Source organism: Pseudomonas sp. CMR5c (assembly GCF_003850545.1).
In the GTDB taxonomy this organism is placed as follows: domain Bacteria; phylum Pseudomonadota; class Gammaproteobacteria; order Pseudomonadales; family Pseudomonadaceae; genus Aquipseudomonas; species Aquipseudomonas piscis.
This window is the reverse complement of the sequence record NZ_CP027705.1, coordinates 5,560,386-5,578,777: the sequence shown is the minus strand read 5'-3', so window position 1 is coordinate 5,578,777 and position 18,392 is coordinate 5,560,386. Positions and strand designations below refer to the sequence as shown.

The 18,392-nt window shown below is 62.3% G+C and carries 18 protein-coding genes and 1 pseudogene; 8 read left to right on the top strand and 11 right to left on the bottom strand.

Going from position 1 to position 18,392, the window contains the following annotated elements; genetic code table 11:
• The 5 genes from C4K40_RS25675 (at position 1) to queC (ending at position 3,384) form a co-directional block, all read left to right on the top strand.
• Positions 1 to 627: a cytochrome o ubiquinol oxidase subunit III gene (locus C4K40_RS25675; RefSeq protein WP_031320461.1), complete on the top strand. Its 627-nt coding sequence runs from the start codon at positions 1 to 3 to the stop codon at positions 625 to 627.
• Complete coding sequence (gene cyoD / locus C4K40_RS25670) at positions 628 to 969, top strand: cytochrome o ubiquinol oxidase subunit IV (RefSeq protein ID WP_022640772.1); 342 nt, start codon at positions 628 to 630, stop codon at positions 967 to 969.
• Positions 970 to 979: 10 nt separating this feature from the next.
• Complete coding sequence (gene cyoE, locus C4K40_RS25665; RefSeq protein ID WP_022640771.1) at positions 980 to 1,867, top strand: heme o synthase; 888 nt, start codon at positions 980 to 982, stop codon at positions 1,865 to 1,867.
• A gap of 144 nt (positions 1,868 to 2,011) precedes the next feature.
• Complete coding sequence (locus C4K40_RS25660) at positions 2,012 to 2,566, top strand: cytochrome b (protein ID WP_053131887.1); 555 nt, start codon at positions 2,012 to 2,014, stop codon at positions 2,564 to 2,566.
• 119 nt (positions 2,567 to 2,685) lie between these two features.
• Positions 2,686 to 3,384, top strand: a complete 699-nt coding sequence (queC, locus tag C4K40_RS25655) for a 7-cyano-7-deazaguanine synthase QueC (protein WP_031320460.1) — start codon at positions 2,686 to 2,688, stop codon at positions 3,382 to 3,384.
• Positions 3,385 to 3,467: 83 nt separating this feature from the next.
• Here queC and C4K40_RS25650 read toward each other — a convergent pair.
• Together C4K40_RS25650 and C4K40_RS25645 are read right to left on the bottom strand one after the other, a co-directional pair.
• Positions 3,468 to 4,096 (bottom strand): annotated as a pseudogene (locus C4K40_RS25650) (queuosine precursor transporter).
• 238 nt (positions 4,097 to 4,334) lie between these two features.
• Entirely contained in the window at positions 4,335 to 4,937 is a 603-nt protein-coding gene (locus C4K40_RS25645) for a helix-turn-helix transcriptional regulator (protein WP_031320458.1), read from the bottom strand.
• A gap of 487 nt (positions 4,938 to 5,424) precedes the next feature.
• On the opposite strand from C4K40_RS25645, the gene glyA reads away from it, so the two are divergent.
• Positions 5,425 to 6,780, top strand: a complete 1,356-nt coding sequence (glyA, locus tag C4K40_RS25640; protein WP_031320455.1) for a serine hydroxymethyltransferase — start codon at positions 5,425 to 5,427, stop codon at positions 6,778 to 6,780.
• Between the two features lie 66 nt (positions 6,781 to 6,846).
• Here glyA and C4K40_RS25635 read toward each other — a convergent pair whose 3' ends face one another.
• The 9 genes from C4K40_RS25635 to C4K40_RS25595 all read right to left on the bottom strand — a co-directional run bounded on the left by C4K40_RS25635 (position 6,847) and on the right by C4K40_RS25595 (position 15,424).
• The gene (locus C4K40_RS25635) at positions 6,847 to 7,545 is read right to left on the bottom strand and encodes a hypothetical protein (RefSeq protein ID WP_022640764.1); all 699 of its coding nucleotides are present in this window, start codon (positions 7,543 to 7,545) and stop codon (positions 6,847 to 6,849) included.
• A gap of 180 nt (positions 7,546 to 7,725) precedes the next feature.
• Entirely contained in the window at positions 7,726 to 8,223 is a 498-nt protein-coding gene (locus tag C4K40_RS25630) for a hypothetical protein (protein ID WP_022640763.1), read from the bottom strand.
• Between the two features lie 78 nt (positions 8,224 to 8,301).
• Positions 8,302 to 9,228 (bottom strand): GTP-binding protein, encoded by a 927-nt coding sequence (locus C4K40_RS25625; protein WP_022640762.1) that lies wholly within the window; start codon positions 9,226 to 9,228, stop codon positions 8,302 to 8,304.
• The gene (locus C4K40_RS25620) at positions 9,225 to 10,973 is read right to left on the bottom strand and encodes an amidohydrolase (protein ID WP_053131884.1); all 1,749 of its coding nucleotides are present in this window, start codon (positions 10,971 to 10,973) and stop codon (positions 9,225 to 9,227) included. The genes C4K40_RS25625 and C4K40_RS25620 overlap by 4 nt, the downstream gene beginning before the upstream one ends.
• A 131-nt stretch (positions 10,974 to 11,104) precedes the next feature.
• Positions 11,105 to 12,286, bottom strand: a complete 1,182-nt coding sequence (locus tag C4K40_RS25615) for a pyridoxal phosphate-dependent aminotransferase (protein WP_022640760.1) — start codon at positions 12,284 to 12,286, stop codon at positions 11,105 to 11,107.
• A 42-nt stretch (positions 12,287 to 12,328) separates the two neighbouring features.
• Entirely contained in the window at positions 12,329 to 13,033 is a 705-nt protein-coding gene (locus C4K40_RS25610) for an ABC transporter permease (RefSeq protein WP_053131882.1), read from the bottom strand.
• 9 nt (positions 13,034 to 13,042) lie between these two features.
• Entirely contained in the window at positions 13,043 to 13,756 is a 714-nt protein-coding gene (locus C4K40_RS25605; RefSeq protein ID WP_022640758.1) for an ABC transporter permease, read from the bottom strand.
• A gap of 50 nt (positions 13,757 to 13,806) precedes the next feature.
• The gene (locus tag C4K40_RS25600; protein ID WP_053131879.1) at positions 13,807 to 14,580 is read right to left on the bottom strand and encodes a transporter substrate-binding domain-containing protein; all 774 of its coding nucleotides are present in this window, start codon (positions 14,578 to 14,580) and stop codon (positions 13,807 to 13,809) included.
• A 49-nt stretch (positions 14,581 to 14,629) separates the two neighbouring features.
• The gene (locus tag C4K40_RS25595) at positions 14,630 to 15,424 is read right to left on the bottom strand and encodes an ABC transporter ATP-binding protein (RefSeq protein ID WP_053131876.1); all 795 of its coding nucleotides are present in this window, start codon (positions 15,422 to 15,424) and stop codon (positions 14,630 to 14,632) included.
• A 225-nt stretch (positions 15,425 to 15,649) separates the two neighbouring features.
• On the opposite strand from C4K40_RS25595, the gene C4K40_RS25590 reads away from it, so the two are divergent.
• Complete coding sequence (locus tag C4K40_RS25590) at positions 15,650 to 16,570, top strand: LysR substrate-binding domain-containing protein (protein WP_022640755.1); 921 nt, start codon at positions 15,650 to 15,652, stop codon at positions 16,568 to 16,570.
• A gap of 121 nt (positions 16,571 to 16,691) precedes the next feature.
• Positions 16,692 to 18,299 (top strand): 5-guanidino-2-oxopentanoate decarboxylase, encoded by a 1,608-nt coding sequence (locus C4K40_RS25585; protein WP_053131873.1) that lies wholly within the window; start codon positions 16,692 to 16,694, stop codon positions 18,297 to 18,299.
• The last annotated feature ends 93 nt before the right edge of the window (positions 18,300 to 18,392 follow it).

Genomic DNA, 18,392 nt, shown 5'->3' with positions numbered 1-18,392 from the left:
ATGTCGAACTTAGTGACCAATGCTGGACACGCCCATGGTCATGACCATGGGCACGATGACCATCACCACGACTCGGGCGAGATGACCGTATTCGGTTTCTGGCTCTACTTGATGACCGACTGCATTCTGTTTGCGTCGATCTTCGCGGTATACGCGGTACTGGTTAACAACGTAGCGGGTGGCCCGTCGGGCCACGACATCTTCGAACTGCCTTATGTACTGGGCGAAACCGCTCTGCTGCTGTTCAGTTCGATCACCTACGGCTTCGCCATGCTGGCGTTCTTCCGGGGCAACAAGAAGCAGGTTCTGGGCTGGCTGGCCATGACGTTCCTGTTCGGCCTGGGCTTCATCGGCATGGAGATCAACGAGTTCCACCTGCTGATCTCCGAAGGCTACGGCCCTAGCCGTTCCGGCTTCCTGTCCGGGTTCTTCACCCTGGTCGGTACCCACGGTCTGCACGTGACCAGCGGTCTGATCTGGATGGCAATCATGATGTACCAGGTGCAGAAAAAAGGCCTGACGGCGACCAACAAGACCCGTCTGAGCTGCCTGAGCCTGTTCTGGCACTTCCTGGACGTTGTGTGGATCTGCGTATTCACCGTTGTTTACCTGATGGGGACTATGTAAATGGCTAACGCATCACATTCCCACAATGGCCACGACGAAGCCGGCCACGGCAGCGTCAAGTCCTACGCCATCGGCTTCATCCTGTCGGTGATCCTGACCCTGATCCCGTTCGGCCTGGTGATGTACCCATCGCTGCCTAAAGACGTGACCCTGTGGATCGTCCTGGCGTTTGCGGTGATCCAGGTGCTGGTGCACCTGGTGTACTTCCTGCACCTGGACCGTTCCGCGGCACAGCGCAACAACGTGGTGGCGTTCATCTTCGCCGCGTTGGTCATTGTCCTGCTGGTTGGTCTGTCGTTGTGGATCATGTTCAGCATCCACACCGTCATGATGGCGAAGTGAGGTAGACCCGATGTCGCTCAAGCACTTTATCCAAATCACCAAACCGGGGATCATTTTCGGTAACGTGCTTTCGGTGGCAGGCGGGTTCTTCCTGGCCTCGAAGGGGCATGTCGATCTGGCCATTTTCCTGGCCGCCATGATCGGCACCTCGCTGGTGGTAGCGTCCGGTTGCGTGTTCAACAACTGCATCGACCGTGACATCGACCTGAAGATGGAGCGCACCAAGAACCGCGTGCTGGTCCAGGGCCTGATCTCCCTGGAAGTGGCCCTGGTCTATGCCTCCCTCCTCGGCGTCGCCGGCGTCGCCCTGCTGTACTACGTGGCCAACCCGTTGGCCGCATTGTTCGCGGTAATCGGCTTTGTCATCTACGTTGGGCTCTACAGTCTGTACCTCAAGCGCAAGTCGGTTCACGGCACGCTGGTGGGCAGCCTGTCCGGGGCCATGCCGCCGGTGATTGGTTACGTGGCCGTGAGCAACAGCTTCGACATGGCCGCGTTGACCCTGCTGGTGATGTTCAGCCTGTGGCAGATGCCGCATTCCTACGCCATCGCGATCTTCCGCTTCAACGACTACCTGGCCGCATCGATTCCGGTGCTGCCGGTCAAGCGCGGTATTCGCGTGGCCAAGAAGCACATCCTGCTCTACATCCTGGCGTTCCTGGTGGCGACCCTGATGCTGACCTTCAGCGGGTATGCCGGCATGAGCTACATGGCGGTAGCGGCGGCGATGGGCATGTACTGGCTGTACATGGCCTGGACCGGCTACAAGGCGGTGGATGACACCGTATGGGCCCGCAAGCTCTTCGTGTTCTCGATCTTCACCATCACCGCGCTGAGCGTGATGATGTCGGTGGATTTCAAGGCCCCGACCGAGTTGCTGCTGACCTACGCCCACTAAGCCCGGGCCACGGAAAAGCCCCGCCTTCGCAAGAAGCGCGGGGCTTTTTCATTTCATGGCGGTCACATCATTTAAAGCTTTAAGCCCGAAGCTTTTGCCTGGGCGGGTAAAATGCGCCGCTCGTGATGAACCTGAGTGGATGGAATGGAACGCGGTATCGAACTATACGACTCGAAGGAGCGCTACGGCGCCGTCAGTCGCGGATTGCACTGGGCCATGGCATTGGCCTTCGCCTGGATCTACAGCACTGCCGGTGCGCATTACCTGCTGGCTGATTCGGCCCTGGACGAGTTCCTCTGGCCGACCCACAAGCAGGTGGGCCTGCTGCTGATGGCCCTGTTGCTGGTGAGGGTGCTGTGGAGCCTGTTGAATCGCCGTCGGCGGCCACCGAGCCTCAACCTCGCGGCAACGCTGGGGCATGGGCTGCTATATGTGGGAATGTTCGCCATTCCGTTTCTCGGCCTGCTGCGCCAGTACGGTTCGGGGCGCGCTTTCTCCGCCTTCGGCCTGCCGGTGATGAGTGGCTTCGAAGGGCCGAAGATCCAGTGGATGACCGACCTGGGCAACAACTTCCACAGCCTCCTGGGCTGGACCTTGCTGGTGTTGATCCTTGGCCATGTCGCGGCGTTGATCTTGCACTGTGCCAAGGGCCAGGGGCATATCCTGCGTCGTATGCTGGGGGCTGGCGGCAACGCTTGAGGTCGTTGCCGGGAAGTGGAAAACCCCGTCTTCAAGAGAGGCACGGGGTATTTTATCGATAGCCCTTGAGTGGGCTGCGACAGTATTCAAATGACTTGACTCATGCAGGAAGCAGAATGATGAAGAAAAAAGCCGTTATCGTTTTTAGTGGCGGACAAGACTCGACAACGTGCCTGATCCACGCATTGCCGCTTTATGACGAGGTGCACTGTATTACCTTCGACTATGGCCAGCGCCACCATGCCGAAATAGAAACCGCGCAGCGGCTTTCAAAACAACTCGGTGCAACAGTCCATAAGGTCCTGGATGCTTCGCTGCTCAATGAGCTGGCGATCAGCAGTCTCACTCGGGATAACATCCCGGTGCCTTCTGTGAACAGTTCAGGCGAAAGCCTGCCCAGCACTTTCGTTCCTGGGAGGAACATTCTGTTCCTTACCCTTGCCGCAATCTATGCCTACCAGGTACAGGCCGAAACCGTTATTACCGGGGTGTGCGAGACCGACTTCTCGGGATATCCCGATTGCCGTGACGAGTTTGTCAAAGCCTTGAACAAGGCCCTTGAACTGGGAATGGAGTACAAATTGCGTCTTGAAACGCCATTGATGTGGCTGAACAAGGCGGAGACGTGGGCGCTGGCTGACTATCACAATCAACTGGATTTGGTCCGTGAACAGACGTTGACCTGTTACAACGGCATCATGGGGAGTGGCTGCGGTAATTGCGACGCCTGCAACCTACGCAAAAAAGGGCTGGATAGCTATCAGCTGAACAAGGCCGAGGTGATGAGTAACCTGAGGGGGAAATTGAGCCTGAAGTGAGGTCTTGATCTTTCGCTTACCGTTGGGATTCAACATCGAATCTGCTTGGCAGGTGGTGTTGAACCCCAACGGTAGGCTACGAGTTAGTTTGTCTGGCTATCGGTTATGTATCTCTTGAATAGAGACCTTGCCCCGTAGGCGGGTAATATATTGAAGAATGCAAAGCAAACTTTTATCGCAATTTGCACGTAGATCATGTTCAAGATATCGCTGGTTTGCATCGCTCCATAGAATGCAATGAAGCAGAAGACGAAGCTATCGATGATGACTGCAAACAGGGTGCTCAAAAATATTCGTAAAAAAGAAATCTGGAATTCGTGAGCTCTTTTATCTTGCACAGTAGATATGAGTTTATATTTTCAGAAACGAGGAAGGAGACAGATGAGGCCACCAGCACTGAGGACACCTGGATAATGACGTCATTATAAGGTGTGTCGAGTTTCCAGCCGGGCAGCCCAGGGAGAAAGGTGGATGCATAGAGCAAGATGATGATCATCGCATTACTTGCAAAGGCAAAAAGAATGGCTCTTCTTGCTAACCTCAGTCCGAAATTTTCGTTCAGTAAGTCGACGATAAGGAAGGTCAAGGGATAGAGAAAGGTCCCGGGTGTGACAATGATGCCCAGCGACTCGAGAAAAATTGGCTTGGTCGCGGCAATGCTGGTGAAGATATAGAAGGTAAAGAGCAGCAGGTTGAGGATGATGTAAATCATCCATGAATTTTCATTACGGTCATTCAGGTCGTATGCAGTAAGAGCCCCTCCTTGGGAGTAGAACTTTTTGTAGAGGTTTTTAACTTCCATCTTGTTGAGGTTGTCCATTATTTCGCTTTTTAATAATTCACTTAATTTTATTTTTATGACCTTGCCTGTGTCGATGATCATGATCACGGCCAGATTCTTATTATTCTCAAAACCTAGAAGCTTGTACTTGTTGTTCTCGATATCTCCTTCATATGCAGTCATTGAATCGTTCCTCGATGATATCGCCCACGAGAGAAATCCGTTCCGGGTTGGTGTCGGCTTCATTCACGATGAACAACCTTTTTGCCAACCTGTCGTAGACCAGTTTTTCCTTATCGTCGGACGACGCCCCTTTCTGTACGATCAGCAAGTCTCCTGGCTCATTCCTTCCTTCGATCTCATACTCTAGCAATACCGCTATCAAGTTGTAGGAGGTGCCGAAGTAGTAGGTCAACGGGAAACGCGTTGCCAGTTCACCTATGCGTTTGTCCATATTGGCCAACAACTGACGTTCCTTGATGATCGGAACGGCTGCAGGATTCATGTTTCCTTGAGGGGAGATACTGCTCTCGATGATCTCCTTTTCTTCGAAGTTTACGGTTTCGATTTCTTCATAGGAAATTCCGAAGAAGTCGGAGATCTTGCGGATGGTGGACTGTTGGACGTTACTGACCTTGCCTTCCAGGATGTTATAGATGGTGGTTCTGGTCAGGCCACTGGCGTTGCACAAGGATAGTTGTGTCTCACCGCGACTTTTAATCAGGTATTTAATATTGCTTTTTAAATACTCTGTTCTTTCTCTCTTATGCATCCAGTACCTCACTATTTCCCTATAGTCGTAATGCATCCAGTTGCCCAGAGCCCAATGTCGGGCGGCAGTGGCATGGAGTCTGCCCGGATTCTTCATGTTTGGTTATGACACCGGTGCTTTTTCAACCGGCGCGGATCCGTCCTGGAATGTTTCGCTGAGCGGCGTGTGCTCAAATCATCGGGATGATCCGATTTAGCTCATCACGGCGGACAAGTGTTGCATGCGCCGGCCCTGCAATACAGTCCCGCAGCCTGATGTCTTGAGACTTGATGGCGAAGGGATACAGCAGAGCAATGCTGACGTTGGCCTGACTTTTCGAGAAAAGCCTCATTTAATTTGGCTTATGTTCAATTTTTTGATTAATTTTGTTACATCTCGTACAGTCATCGCCAGGGATGGATTAGCCCGTTGTGCCCAAACGAACGTAAAATCCAGGAAGCGTGCCTTCGTTCGTGGCATGCGACACACAAGGAAGGGACAGAGAACCATGGCAGCCGATACTGAACCACTCAGGACCCAGGCAGACCTGTTGCGACGTGGCCTGGCCGAATTACGAACTGAAGACGCCGAGTTGGCAAGCATCCTGGATGCGGAAATCACACGTCAACACCGCACGTTGTCCTTGGTTTCATCCTCTTGCGCGGCGGGCCCCCGGACCTTGGCGGCATCTGCCTCGGCCTTGCTCAACGTCACGGTCGAGGGCATTCCCGGTCGACGCCATCATGCCGGTTGCGAAAACGCCGACCTGGTGGAGTCCCTGGCGATCCGCCGAGCCAAGGAACTGTTCGCTGCCCAGTATGCCGGGGTGCAATCGCACTCGGCCTCCAATGCCAATTACCAGGTCCTTTCGGCCCTGGCCGAGCCCGGCGACACCATCCTCGGCATGGCCCTGGACCATGGCGGCGACCTGACCCATGGCAGTTCCCTGGCGTTCAGCGGCGTCCACTACAAGGCGATCCGCTATGGCACCACGGCCCAGGGCGCCATCGACTACCAGCAAGTACGGCAACTGGCCCTGGCCCATCGTCCGCGCATCATCATCTGTGGGGCGACGGCCTATTCACGGATCGTCGACTTCCAGCGCTTTCGTGCCATCGCCGATGAAGCCGGAGCCATTCTCCTGGCCGACATTTCCCATATCGCCGGGCTGGTGGCCACCGGGCGTCATCCGAGTCCGATCGATGCGGCTCACGTCACTACTTGCTGTACCCACAGGCAGCTCGGCGGGCCTCGCGGCGGGTTGATTCTCTCGGGACGCGATGCCGACACCAAGGTGCCGGGCCTCAGGTCGAGCTTTCGTCGAGTGCTCGACCAGGCCGTGTTTCCCGGGATGCAGGGGGCGCCGGCGGTCAACATGATCGCCGCCAAGGCGGCCGCGCTGGGTTATGCCAAGTCGGTGCAGTTCGATGCCTACATGGGGCGGGTGCGCACCATCGCCGATGAAATGGCCGATGCATTCATGGAGCGGGACTATGAAGTCGTGGGCGGCGGCACGGAGAATCACACCATCCTGCTGCGCTTGCATGGAGGCATCAGCGGCTCCATCGCCGAATCGGCGCTCGAGAAGTGCGCAATCATCGTCAGCAAGAAACGTGGGCCGGGGGAGATCCGTTCGGCATTCGCCGCCAATGGCCTGTGCATTGGCACCGGCTCCATTGCCCAGCGATACCTGGACTCCCAGGGATGTCGCGAGCTCGTCGACCTGATGTGTCGGATACTGGATCAGGTCAAGCCCCACGGTGGGCAGCAATACATCCTGGAGCCTGCCTTGCAGCAGCAGTTCCGGCGGCAGACCGAGGCGCTGTGCGCGATGTACCCGATTGTCGAGTATGGGGATCGTTGAGAGGGGCAAGCCCCGCCTTCGTCGTGAATACGGGGCTGCCAGCCGGCCGGTCGGCCGGGCATCGGCTTACTGCTGGATGGCGCTGTAGCCGGCGAACGCGGTCTGCTGCTGGATCGCGGTGACGATGTTCTTGCGGGTGGCCGGTTGTTCGTTGCCCAGGTTGTCGACGAACACCTCGCTTTCCAGCTCGGCCTCTTCGCCTTCGCCGATGAAGCTGAAGCCCAGGAACTCGAAGGCTTCACGATCGGCATTGGCCTTGGAGCGCGGGCGCATCGGCAGGGTGACGCTGATGCCGTCCTTGCTGATGGCGAACACTTCCATTTCCTTCTTGGGCCGCGATGCCTTGCTCTTGCCGCTTGGGTTGCTGATGGCCTGGTGGGTCTGGTTCAGCACCTTGAGCGCCAGGCCATAGACCAGTTCCTGGAAGTCCGGGTCGTCCTTGTAGCTGGAGAGAATCCGGCTGATGGGGAATTTCTTGCTCAGGTCCTCCAGGGCGGCCAGGTCCGCAGCTTCGGCATCCTTGAGTTGCTTGAGCTGGCCCATGAGTTCATAGGCGGTATCGTCGTCAAAGCTGTCGTGGGCCTGGCGAATGGCGGCGCGCAGTTCGCGAATCTGGTCACTTTCTTTCGAGCTCTGGAAGGCGTCGAGCACCATCTCGCTGATGGTCTTGGCCTGGGACACATGCTGGGAAAGATGCATGGCGTTTTCGTACTCGGTCTTGTTCGACAAGGCGATTACGGATTCTTCGGTGTTGGAATCAGGCATTGAACATCCACTACTTGGTTTGACAGGTTTGAGGCGCGAAAACCCCGGGGGGATTTTCGGGGGCGCCTAATCTATTGGAGCGCACGGCCATTGTCACGGACCAAGCGCCCGGAGGTGCTGGCCGTCCCTACAGACCGGTCTAGCCCGGGAAGATTCCCCAGCCCCTGTCTCCCGCTGGATTCAGTGCCTGGCCTGCAGGATTCGCAAGTGGCGGTACAACTTGAGTGCCCGGCCCCAGAACAGCCCTACGGTGAAGCCTGCAGCCGCGCCACCGATACTGAGCATCTGCACGCTGGCGGCATGTTCGGGATGAACGGCCTTTTGATACCCAAGCCAGTACTTCACGACGAAGAACAGCAGCGAGATCCCGAGGATCTTCAAGGTTCCGGGAACCAGGAGCGCCTCGCCGCCCGAATCCAGTACCGCGCCGAACGTGGAGAACAGCAGCATGGCCGCCAGGCTGCCCAGCACCGCACCAGCGGTCCAGGCTCCCAGGGCCAACAGGGGATGCCCGCCCAGGCTCATCGACCACAACGACCAGACCAGCAGGATCAAGGGCGCAATCAATAGCGAACCCAGGCTTTCACGGCTGCCGGAGCGAGCGCGCAGGCCGTAATAGAGGATCATGGCGAAGACCGCATACACCCAGAGAGGCGTGCCCTGGAGAATGTTGATCATTTTCAGCGTCCTTGCTTCCTGGAGGAAATGTGCGGCCCATATTGCGCCTTGCCGACCAGGCCGTGAAGCCACCCGGGATCAGGCCACCTGGGTGGCGCGGATCCCGGCTTCCAGCTCCTGGCGCAGGTCGCTGCCGCGGCGGGCGATGAACACCAGTTGCGCGGCATGTTCGCTGGGTTGCCCGGTGGCCAGGGTGAACTGGCTGCGGCTGCCCACATGCTGCAACCAGTAGGGCTGCTCGCTGCCGTCCAGGCGTACCAGCCCCTTGAGGCGCAGCAGGTCGGCCGGCAACTGCGCCAGCCAGGTGCGCAGGGCCTTGGCCTGCAAGGGCCGGGGGCTGTTCCATACCCAGCTCTCGAACAACTGGTCGTGGGCCTGGGGCAAAGCCTTGAACAGCACCTCGCTGGAGCGTACCGGCGGGGCCAGCAACAGTTCGTCCGGCAGTTCGGCCTGTACGGTTTCGAACACCGGGGCACGGCAGGCGAGGCTGCTACGGATCGCCTGCAACTGCTCGGGCGTGACCAGGTCGACCTTGTTCAGCAGCACCCAGTCGGCGCAGGCCACCTGGGCCCGGGACAGGCGCGCCATGTCGCCCTCCAGGGCCTGGAAACCGCTGGCATCCACCAGGGTCACCACCGCATCCAGGTGCAAGCGGTCGCGCAGTTGCGGGTAGCCGATGGTCTGCACGATGCGTTGCGGATCGGAGACACCGCTGCACTCGATGACGATCCGCTCCAGGGCCGGGCGCAGCTTGGACAGGCTCACCAGTTGCGCCAGCAGGTCTTCCTGCACGGTGCAGCAGATACAGCCGTTCTGCAGGCTGTACACCGCGTCGGTGACCTCGGCGATGATCGCCGCATCGATGTTCAGCTCGCCGAAATCGTTGACGATCACCGCCAGCCGGCCGCTGTCGGCGCGTTGCACCAGGCGGTTGAGCAGGGTGGTCTTGCCGGCCCCGAGAAAACCCGAGACCACCGTGACCGGAATGCTCGGCAGCTTGTTCATGGCTCCTGGCCCTCGATCACCGGTGGCAGGCCTTCCCACACCGCCTGCAGCGGCGTGTCGCTGAAGGTGCCCAGTCGGTCGTAGACCAACTGGCCCTCGACGAAGGTCAGTTGCACCTGGGTGTGGTGGATGTAGTTGCGGGCCGGTTGGGCGAACAGGTCGCGGTCGAGCACGATCAGGTCCGCCGACTTGCCGGCCTGCAGGCTGCCGGTCAGGTGTTCCAGACCCATGGCATGGGCGCCGTTGAGGGTCGCCACTTGCAGCGCCTGCTCCAGGCTGATGGGGTCGCCGAAGGTGTCGGGTTCCTGGTTCCAGGGGTTTTGCCGGGTGACCATGGTTTCCAGCGCCAGCCACGGGTCGATGGATGCCACCGGCCAGTCGGTGCCGAACACCGCGATGCCGCCAGCGGCCAGCACGCCCTTGAAATCGTAGATGCGCTTGAGGCGTTCCTGGCCATAGCCTGAGCGCGCGCCGCTGGCGAACGGGGTCGGGTACCAGGCCGCCGGCGAGAACTCGGCGATCACGTCCAGGCTCTGGAAGCGCTTGAGGTTGCCCGGGTGCAGCAAGGTGCTGTGGGCACACTGGTGGCGTACGCCGCTGTGGCCGTTGCGGCGCCGGGCCTCGGCCACGGCATCGAGGAACACGTCGGAGGCGCCGTCGCCGGTGCAGTGGGCGATCACCCGCAGGCCACGGCGGTCCATGTCCACCACCATGTCGGTGATGTGTTCCGGGGTCAGGTTGAGCTTGCCGCGCCAGCTCGATTCCTCGGGCCAGGGGGTCAGCAGGTACGAGGACTTGGGCTCCACGGTGCCGTCGAAATGGAACTTCACCGCATTGGCGCTCAAGCGCGAGCTGCGATAGAAGTGCCGCTCGCCGCTGAGCAGCTCCCAGCGCCGGCGCACCGGGAAGATATCGTCCTGCCAGCTGATGGCGGCTTCCACTCGCAGGGTCAGCTCGCCGGCGTCGTCCAGCTCCTTGAGAGCCTGCAAGCGGTTCTCGCAGACGTGCACGTACTTGGTGGCGGTGACCCCGCGAGAGGTCTGGAAGTGCACGCCATCGCGATAGGCCCGGCGCAGTACCGAGACCGGCGTCGCCGGCATGGCCGCGTGGATCAGCGCGTAGGCGCCGTCGATCAGCAGCCCGTTGGGCTCGCCGGTGAGCGAGTCGCGCTCCAGGTAGCCGTTGCGCGGGTCGCTGGTATGGCGATCGATACCGGCCAGTTCCAGGGCCTTGGAGTTGACCATCATGGTGCCCCACATGCGGTCCAGCAGGGCCACCGGGCGGTCCGGCATGATGCTGTCCAGCCACTCGCGGCCCGGCGTCAGGCCGGCCTCGCGAAAGGTGTAGCGCACCCAGTATTGGCCGTAGATCCAGCCGTCGCCCGGATGGCTGTCGGCATAGGCGTGGATCGCCGCCGCCAGTTGTTCCGGGGTCGGGTCCTCGATGCCCACGTCCAGGTCGTCGGCGTAGCGGGGTGCCAGGGCCAGGTCCGGATGGGTGTGCATGTCGTGCAGGCCGGGCATGCAGAACGCCCCGTTCAGGTCGTGCTGGCGGGTATTGGGGCCGACCAGCGAGCTCAAGGAGGCGAGGCTGCCCACCGCGATCAGCTTGCCTCGGCGAATGGCCACGGCATCGGCCCAGGGCTGCGCCGGGTCGAGGGTGTAGATCCGGCCGTTGTGCAGCACCAGTTCGGCGTACTGGTCGACGGCGCTATGGGTGGAGTTGAATTGGTCGGAAGCGGTCACGGGTCAACCTCTCAAGCAGGGCCCTTCAACAGTGGGCAAAAAAATGGGCGACAGGCGCAGTGGCAAAGCAGTGGTTCATGGGCGCCGCTATGGCGAGGGAGCAAGCCGCCTCGCCAGCGTCGGTCCCTGGGTCAGCGTTGTGCGCCCAGGGCCTCGACGAACCCGGCGATGCGTTGGCATGCGTCCTTGAGCACCTCGTCGGCCACGGTGAAGGAAATGCGCACGAAACCCTCGGCGCTGGCGCCAAAGGCCTGGGCATCGAGGACCGAGACCCCGGTGGCGCGAAACAGCTGCCAGGCGAAGTCCATGCTCGACAGGCCGGTACGGCGCACGTCCACCAGCATGAACATCCCGGCCTCTGGTTCGCGGCAGTCCAGCAGGGGCACCTGGCGCAGGCCTGCCATCACCAGGTCGCGACGGCGGCGGTAGACCTCGCGAGCGCTATCGACCACCTCGTCATCCAGCTCCAGGGCCTTGAGCGCAGCTTCCTGGATGAATCCCGGCAGGCCGTAGAGCATGCACAGCAGCAGGTTGTCCAGGTGCCCCACCAGCTCCTCGGGGCCCACCACCCAGCCCACGCGCCAGCCGGTCATGGCGTGGGTCTTGGACAGGCTGTTGAGGATCACCGTGCGCCCGGCCATGCCTGGCAGGGCTGCGATGCTCAGGTGCTGGCGGTCGTAGGTCAGTTGCCCGTAGACCTCATCGGAAATCACCCACAGGTCGTGCTTGCGTGCGATCTCGGCCACCGCTTCCAGCTCTTCGCGGCTGTAGACGTTGCCGGTGGGGTTGCACGGCGTGGCCAGGGCGATGCCCCGGGTCTTGTCGGTCAGGGCCGCCTCCAGGGCCGCGGCGGTCAGGCGAAAACCGTTGGCCGCTGGTTGCTCCACCGCCACCAGGCTGGCGCCCGAGGCATGGATGCAAGCCTCGTAGGTCAGGTACATGGGTTCGGGCACCAGCACTTCATCGCCACTGCCGAACAGGCACAGCGATGCGGCGAACAGGCCGTTCTGCGCCCCGGCCACCAGGGCCACGTTGGCCGCCTCGACCTCGATGCCCAGCAGGCGCCGCTGCTTGGCGGCAATCGCCTCGCGCAGGGCCGGGCGCCCAAGCACATGGGTGTAGTGGGTATCGCCTTGCTCCAGCGCGGCGCCGGCGGCGGCGCTGATGCGCGGGTCGGTGGCGAAGTCCGGATCACCGACGCTGAGCACGATCACGTCCTCGCCACGACCCCGGGCCTCGATGGCGGCGTAGTGGATGTCCCAGGCACTGACGGATTCGCCGGTGATGCGCTGGACGAAAGGGGAATAACGCATGTGGTGCTCCTCACGGGCGCGTTGCCCGCGTAATGAATGGGTTCAGGCCTGGCGCTGGGGCGCCTGCTTGTTGGGGGTGGCGCCCAGGCGGCCGCACAGGTGTTCGATGACGAAGGCCAGCACGATGTAGATCAGCGCCACCGCCAGCAGCGGCTCGTAGACCTTCAGGGTCTGGGCCCGCACCAGGTTGGCGGCGCCCAGCAGGTCGGTGACCGCCACCGTGGAAGCCAGGGCCGTGGCCTTGAGCAGCAGCACGCATTCGCCCACCAGGGTCGGGCGCACCAGCTCCAGGGCCCGGGGCAGCCAGACCCGGCGCAAGGTCAGCCAGTAGCCCATGCCATAGGCACGGGCCGCTTCCAGTTCGCCCCGGGGCACTGCCCGCAGGCCGCCGCGCAGGACCTCGCCGACATAGGCGCCGACACTCAGGGTCAGCGCCAGGGCCACGTACCAGAAGCCTTCGCGCAGGTAGGGCCAGAGGAAGCTGCCGCGGATCGGCGGGTAGGCGGCGAACAGGCTGCCGACGCCGTAGTAGAGGATGTAGATCTGCACCAGCAGCGGCGTACCGCGGAACACGCTGATGTAGAAGCGCATGGGTGCGCTGACCAGGGGGTTGCGCGACACTCGGCCCAGGCCCACCAGCACCGCCAGGACGAAACCGCAAGCTCCGCTCAGGGCCAGCAGCTTGAGGGTGATGCCCAGGCCGCGTACCAGCTCGGTGGAAAAACCATTGATCCAGGAAAAATCCATCACAGCCTCCTAGTGCTGGGGCAGCCAGCGGTGGGTGCGTCGTTCGAGCACGCGGAACACGCTGCCGGACACCAGGGTGATGACGAAGTAGAACGCCGCGACCGCGAGGTAGAACACCAGGTAGTGCTTGGTGGAACCGGCGGCCTGCTTGCCCACCGAGAGCAGTTCGCTGTAGCCGACGATGCTGATCAGCGCGCTGTCCTTGACCAGCACCAGCCACAGGTTCGACAACCCGGCCATGGCGAAGGGCAGCATGCTCGGCAGCAGGATGCGCCGCACCAGCAGCCAGCGTTCGATGCCGTAGGCCCGCGCCGCCTCGATCTGGCCATGGGGAATGGCCAGGATCGCGCCGCGGATGATCTCCGCCGAATAGGCGCCCTGGACGATGCCCAGCACCAGCACGGCGGCGATGAAACCGTTGACCGTGACGCTTGGGCGGTCCATGGCCGCCATGGCCATGTTCAGCAGGTCGGTGCCGGCGTAGTACAGCAGCAGGATCAGCAGCAGCTCGGGCATGGCCCGGTACAGGGTGGTGTAGAGGTTGGCCAGCTTCACCAGCCAGCGCGGCCCGCGCAGCTTGATCATCGCCACCAGCAGGCCGATGCCCAGGCCGAGGACGAAGGCCCCGGCGGAAATCTGCAGGGACACCAGCGCGCCCTGGGCCAGGGCGCCGAGCCAGCCGTCGGCGACGAACAGTTGGGAAAGGTCGGACAGAGAAATCATGACGTATCCAGTCAACGCCGGCGGCCTGCCGCAGCAGGTCGCCGGGCGGCTTAGTTGGCAGAGATGTCGACGCTGAAGTAGCGGCTGCGGATCTTGTCGTAGGTGCCGTCGGCCTTGAGTGCCGCCAGGGCCTTGTCGATCCGCTGCTGCAGGGCGCTGTCGCCCTTGCGCAGGCCGACGCCGATGCCGGAGCCGAACAGCGGGTCCCGGGGCGCCAGGCCCTTGTTGGCCAGGCCCGCGCCAGCCGCCGATTGCAGGACCGGCTCGATGGTCAGGGCGTCGGCCAGCATCACATCGATGCGCCCGCTCTGCAGGTCGGAGAGCATGTCGTCCTGGGTGGTGTAGTAGCGCAAGGTCGAGGTCTTGCCGTAGTAGGCCTTGGCGAAGGTGGCGTTGGAGGTGGAGCCCTGCACGCCAATCAGCTTGCCCTTGAGCCCTTCGGGGGTGGGGGTGAGTTCCAGGGACTGGTCGGCGACCCACATGGCCGGGGTCTGGTAGTAGGGCGCGGAGAAATCGATGACCTGCTGGCGTTCCTCGGTGATGCTCAGGGAGTTGAGGATGGCGTCGATCTGGCTCGATTGCAGGGCCGGGATCAGTCCGTCCCAGGCCACTTCCTTGAGCGGGCACTGGGCCTGCATGCGTTCGCACAGGGCCTTGATCAGCTCCGGTTCGAAACCGCTCCAGTCGCCGGCGCCGCTTTTCATCGAGAACGGCGGGTAGGGTTCCAGGGCGATGCCGAAGACGATCTTGTCGGCGGCCAGGGCATGGCTGGACAGGGCACTGAACAGGCAACCGGTGGCGAGCACCTTGAGCAGGTTTTTCATGGCTTGACCCTTTATCTAAGTTGTTGTTTTCAAGGATTGCAGCGGGACGTCAGACGCGGTTTTCCTGGGCCATGACGAATTGCCGGCAGCGCTCGCTGACCGGGTTGAAGAATATTTGCTGCGGCGCACCTTCCTCCTCCACCAGGCCCTGGTGGAGGAACATCACCTTGCTCGACACATCGCGGGCGAAGGCCATCTCGTGGGTCACCAGGATCATCGTCCGGCCTTCCTCGGCGATGCCCTGGATGACCTTGAGCACCTCGCCCACCAGTTCCGGGTCCAGGGCCGAGGTCGGCTCGTCCATCAGCAGCACCTTGGGGCGCATGGCCAGGGCCCGGGCGATGGCCACCCGTTGTTGCTGGCCACCGGAGAGAAAGGACGGGAAGGTGTCGCGCTTGTGGGCCAGGCCGACCTTTTCCAGCAGGTGCTCGGCGTGGGCGATGGCCTCCTTGCGGTCTTCGCCCAGGACATACACCGGGGCCTCGATGACGTTCTCCAGCACGGTGCGGTGGGGCCACAGGTTGAAGCCCTGGAACACCATGCTCAGCTGGGTGCGCAGGCGCGCCACCTGGGCCGGGTCGGCGACCTGGGGATTGCCGGCGCGGTCGGTCTTCAGGCGCACCTGTTCGCCATTGATGCGCAGGCTGCCGCTGCAGGGAATTTCCAGCAGGTTGATGCAGCGCAGCAGGGTGCTTTTGCCCGAACCGCTGGAGCCGATCAGCGATACCACTTCGCCTTCGTTGGCGCGCAGGGCGATGCCCTTGAGAACGTGGTGATCGGCGTAGCTCTTGTGCAGATCGTCGATCGCCACCACGGGCTGGGTGAAGTTGGGCTGCGATTGCAAGGGTCGACCCTCTTGTTATTGTGCGATGGCCGGGCGTTTCCCCGGCGCAGGTAGGGCCTGAGAATTAGCCATCGGCGGCATAGGGTCAATCGAGCTTTTTTAGCCGGACACGGAAATTTTTTTCAGTAGTCGGCGGTTTTTTCGATGACGGACAAGGCTATTGCCGCACGCCGATTATCGCTATCGTGCAGCCACTCGTTTTCTTGCAGTCGAGGCACGATCGGTATGCGTTATCCCTCCATGACGGCGCTGCGGGCCCTGGATGCGGTGGCCCGCCTGGGCAGTGTCGCCGAAGCCGCCAGCGAGCTGAACCTGACTCCCAGCGCCATCAGCCACCAGATCAAGAGCCTGGAGCAGACCCTGGGGTTCGCCCTGACCGAGCGCCAGGGCCGCAGCATCCGCATCACCTACCAGGGCGAGCGCTACGCCCGGGACATCCACCTGCTGCTGGCCAATATCCTCGAGGCCGGGCAGCGCTCGGACGGCCAGCAAGTCAGCGGGCGTTTGTGCATCAGCAGCCCGCCAGGGTTCGCCACCTACTGGCTGTGCACCCATATCGCCGAGTTCCAGGCGCTATATCCCCAGGTCGAACTGCACCTGGTATCGCCGCGTACCCCGGGCGATACCAGCGACAGCAACGTCGACCTGTTCGTCGCCTACGGCATGGGCGACTGGCCCAACCAGCATGTGCAGAAGATCGTCTCCCTGCGCTATTTCCCGGTGTGCAGCCCGAGCCTGGTGAACGCCATGGGCGGGCTCAAGAGCCTGGATGCGCTGGACCACGCCCTGTTGCTGCACATGATCGACTACTCCGACTGGCGGATCTGGCTGGCGGCGGCCGGGGCGCCGAACGTCGACGTGCGCCGGGGCATAGTGTTCGCCGATGCGCACTTCGTGCAGTCGGCCTGCATCGCCGGCCAGGGCATCGCCATGGGCGACAACCTGATCAGCGGCGAAGCCCTGGCCAAGGGCCTGCTGGTGCAGCCGTTCGACACCGAGATCGAATCCAACCGCGGCTACTACCTGGTGGCCGACCAGCTCAAGGCCGAGCGCCCGGTGGTGCTGGCCTTCAGTGAGTGGGTCAAGTCGCAATTGCATGGCATCACCCGCCTGCATCCGGAACCGCGACGCGCTGGCAAAGCGTGAATTTTATTGATCAATAGCGAGGATTTTTTTCGATTGTTGCTCCTCGGTGGCTGCGACTAATGTCCCCCGACATCAGCCGGGCGCAGGGTGTCGCCCGCCATAAGAACAAGAGGAGTAGTCGATGACCACCTGTGCGCAGTCGCTGGTTCGTTTGCTGGAAGGTTATGGCGTGGACACGGTGTTCGGGATTCCCGGGGTGCACACGGTGGAGCTGTATCGCGGCCTGCATGGCAGCCGCTTGCGCCACGTCAGCCCGCGCCACGAACAGGGCGCAGGGTTCATGGCCGACGGCTACGCCCGGGCCAGCGGCAAGCCCGGGGTGTGCTTCATCATCACCGGCCCGGGCATGACCAACATCCTCACCGCCATGGGCCAGGCCTACGCCGACTCGGTGCCGATGCTGGTGATCTCCACGGTCAACCGGCGCGAGCACCTGCGCCTGGGCCATGGCCACCTGCATGAGTTGCCGGACCAGCGGGCGATGGTGGCCGGGGTCTGCGCCTTCAGCCATACCTTGCAGTCGCCGGCGGAGTTGCCGGAGATCCTGGCCCGGGCCTTTGCCCTGTTCAAATGCGCGCGCCCACGGCCGGTGCACATCGAAATTCCCCTGGACGTGCTGGAGATGCCGGCCGTCGACCTCAACCTGATGCCACGCAGCCTGCCCGGCGCACCGGTTCCGGCCGGGGATTCGCTGGCCGCGGCGCTGGCCCTGCTCGATGCCGCCCACCGGCCGCTGATCCTCGCCGGTGGCGGTGCCCGGGGTTGCGCCCAGGTGCTGCAGCAACTGGCCGAGCGCCTGCAAGCTCCGGTGGCGCTGACCACCAACGCCCGGGGCCTGCTGCCCCAGGCCCACCCGTTGTTGCTCGATGGGGTGCAGTCGGCGGCCCATGGCCGGGCGTTGATCGACGAGGCCGACGTGGTGCTGGCGGTGGGTACCGAACTGGGCGAGACCGACTACGACTTCTTTGGCCTGGGGCCGTTGCGCTTCAAGGGTTCGCTGATCCGCCTGGACATCGATCCGCTGCAGGTCATGGGCGTGCAACGGGCCCATGTCGGCCTGTTGGGCGATGCCCGGCAAGGCTTGCAGGCGCTGCTGGACCAGGTCGCCCCGCAGGGCGCTCGCGGGCGCTGGGCGGTGGACAGCGTGCAACGGGTGAACCAGGCCGAACGCGCCAGCTGGACGCCCCGGCAGCGAGGGCTGCAAGGCTTGCTGGACCTGCTGCGCGACAACCTCGACGCACCGATCCTGGTGGGCGACTCGACCCAGCCGGTGTACCAGGGCGCGTGCGGCTACCAGGCCCCGGCCCCGGCCAGCTGGTTCAACGCCGGCAGTGGCTACGGCACCCTGGGCTATGGCTTGCCGGCGGCCATGGGCGCCAAGCTGGCGCAGCCCGGGCGGACGGTGGTGGCGCTGGTGGGCGACGGCGGCCTGCAGTTCACCAGCGGCGAGCTGATCGCGGCCTGTGAAGCGCAGATCGGCGTGATCCTGCTGGTGTGGAACAACCAGTGTTATGGCGAGATCCGCGACTACATGCATGCCCGGGACATCCAGCCGCTGGGGGTGGACATCCTCACCCCGGATTTCCAGGCCCTGGCCGCCAGTTGCCATGTGGCCTACCACCAGGTGGCCAGCCCGGCGCAGTTGCAGGAACTGCTGGCGAATCTTGCGAGTACTCGCCAACCGGTGATGATCGAGGTCGATGCCGGCGCCTACCTGGCCCTGGACTGATTGTCCGGCGCCCTGGCAAGGCGCCGCAAGAAACGCGCAGGCAGGGGGCAAGCTGGGTTACATTCAGGTTTTCGCCGGGACGCACCTTGTCAC

Bases quoted from the DNA above. Each gene is read 5' to 3' on its own strand.
- C4K40_RS25605 (WP_022640758.1), bottom strand. From the start codon at position 13,756: ATGATTTCTCTGTCCGACCTTTCCCAACTGTTCGTCGCCGACGGCTGG.
- C4K40_RS25635 (WP_022640764.1), bottom strand. From the start codon at position 7,545: ATGCCTGATTCCAACACCGAAGAATCCGTAATCGCCTTGTCGAACAAG.
- C4K40_RS25600 (WP_053131879.1), bottom strand. From the start codon at position 14,580: ATGAAAAACCTGCTCAAGGTGCTCGCCACCGGTTGCCTGTTCAGTGCC.
- cyoD (WP_022640772.1), top strand. From the start codon at position 628: ATGGCTAACGCATCACATTCCCACAATGGCCACGACGAAGCCGGCCAC.
- queC (WP_031320460.1), top strand. From the start codon at position 2,686: ATGAAGAAAAAAGCCGTTATCGTTTTTAGTGGCGGACAAGACTCGACA.
- C4K40_RS25615 (WP_022640760.1), bottom strand. From the start codon at position 12,286: ATGCGTTATTCCCCTTTCGTCCAGCGCATCACCGGCGAATCCGTCAGT.
- C4K40_RS25625 (WP_022640762.1), bottom strand. From the start codon at position 9,228: ATGAACAAGCTGCCGAGCATTCCGGTCACGGTGGTCTCGGGTTTTCTC.
- glyA (WP_031320455.1), top strand. From the start codon at position 5,425: ATGGCAGCCGATACTGAACCACTCAGGACCCAGGCAGACCTGTTGCGA.
- C4K40_RS25585 (WP_053131873.1), top strand. From the start codon at position 16,692: ATGACCACCTGTGCGCAGTCGCTGGTTCGTTTGCTGGAAGGTTATGGC.
- C4K40_RS25645 (WP_031320458.1), bottom strand. From the start codon at position 4,937: ATGCATAAGAGAGAAAGAACAGAGTATTTAAAAAGCAATATTAAATAC.
- cyoE (WP_022640771.1), top strand. From the start codon at position 980: ATGTCGCTCAAGCACTTTATCCAAATCACCAAACCGGGGATCATTTTC.
- C4K40_RS25660 (WP_053131887.1), top strand. From the start codon at position 2,012: ATGGAACGCGGTATCGAACTATACGACTCGAAGGAGCGCTACGGCGCC.
- C4K40_RS25675 (WP_031320461.1), top strand. From the start codon at position 1: ATGTCGAACTTAGTGACCAATGCTGGACACGCCCATGGTCATGACCAT.
- C4K40_RS25590 (WP_022640755.1), top strand. From the start codon at position 15,650: ATGCGTTATCCCTCCATGACGGCGCTGCGGGCCCTGGATGCGGTGGCC.
- C4K40_RS25610 (WP_053131882.1), bottom strand. From the start codon at position 13,033: ATGGATTTTTCCTGGATCAATGGTTTTTCCACCGAGCTGGTACGCGGC.
- C4K40_RS25630 (WP_022640763.1), bottom strand. From the start codon at position 8,223: ATGATCAACATTCTCCAGGGCACGCCTCTCTGGGTGTATGCGGTCTTC.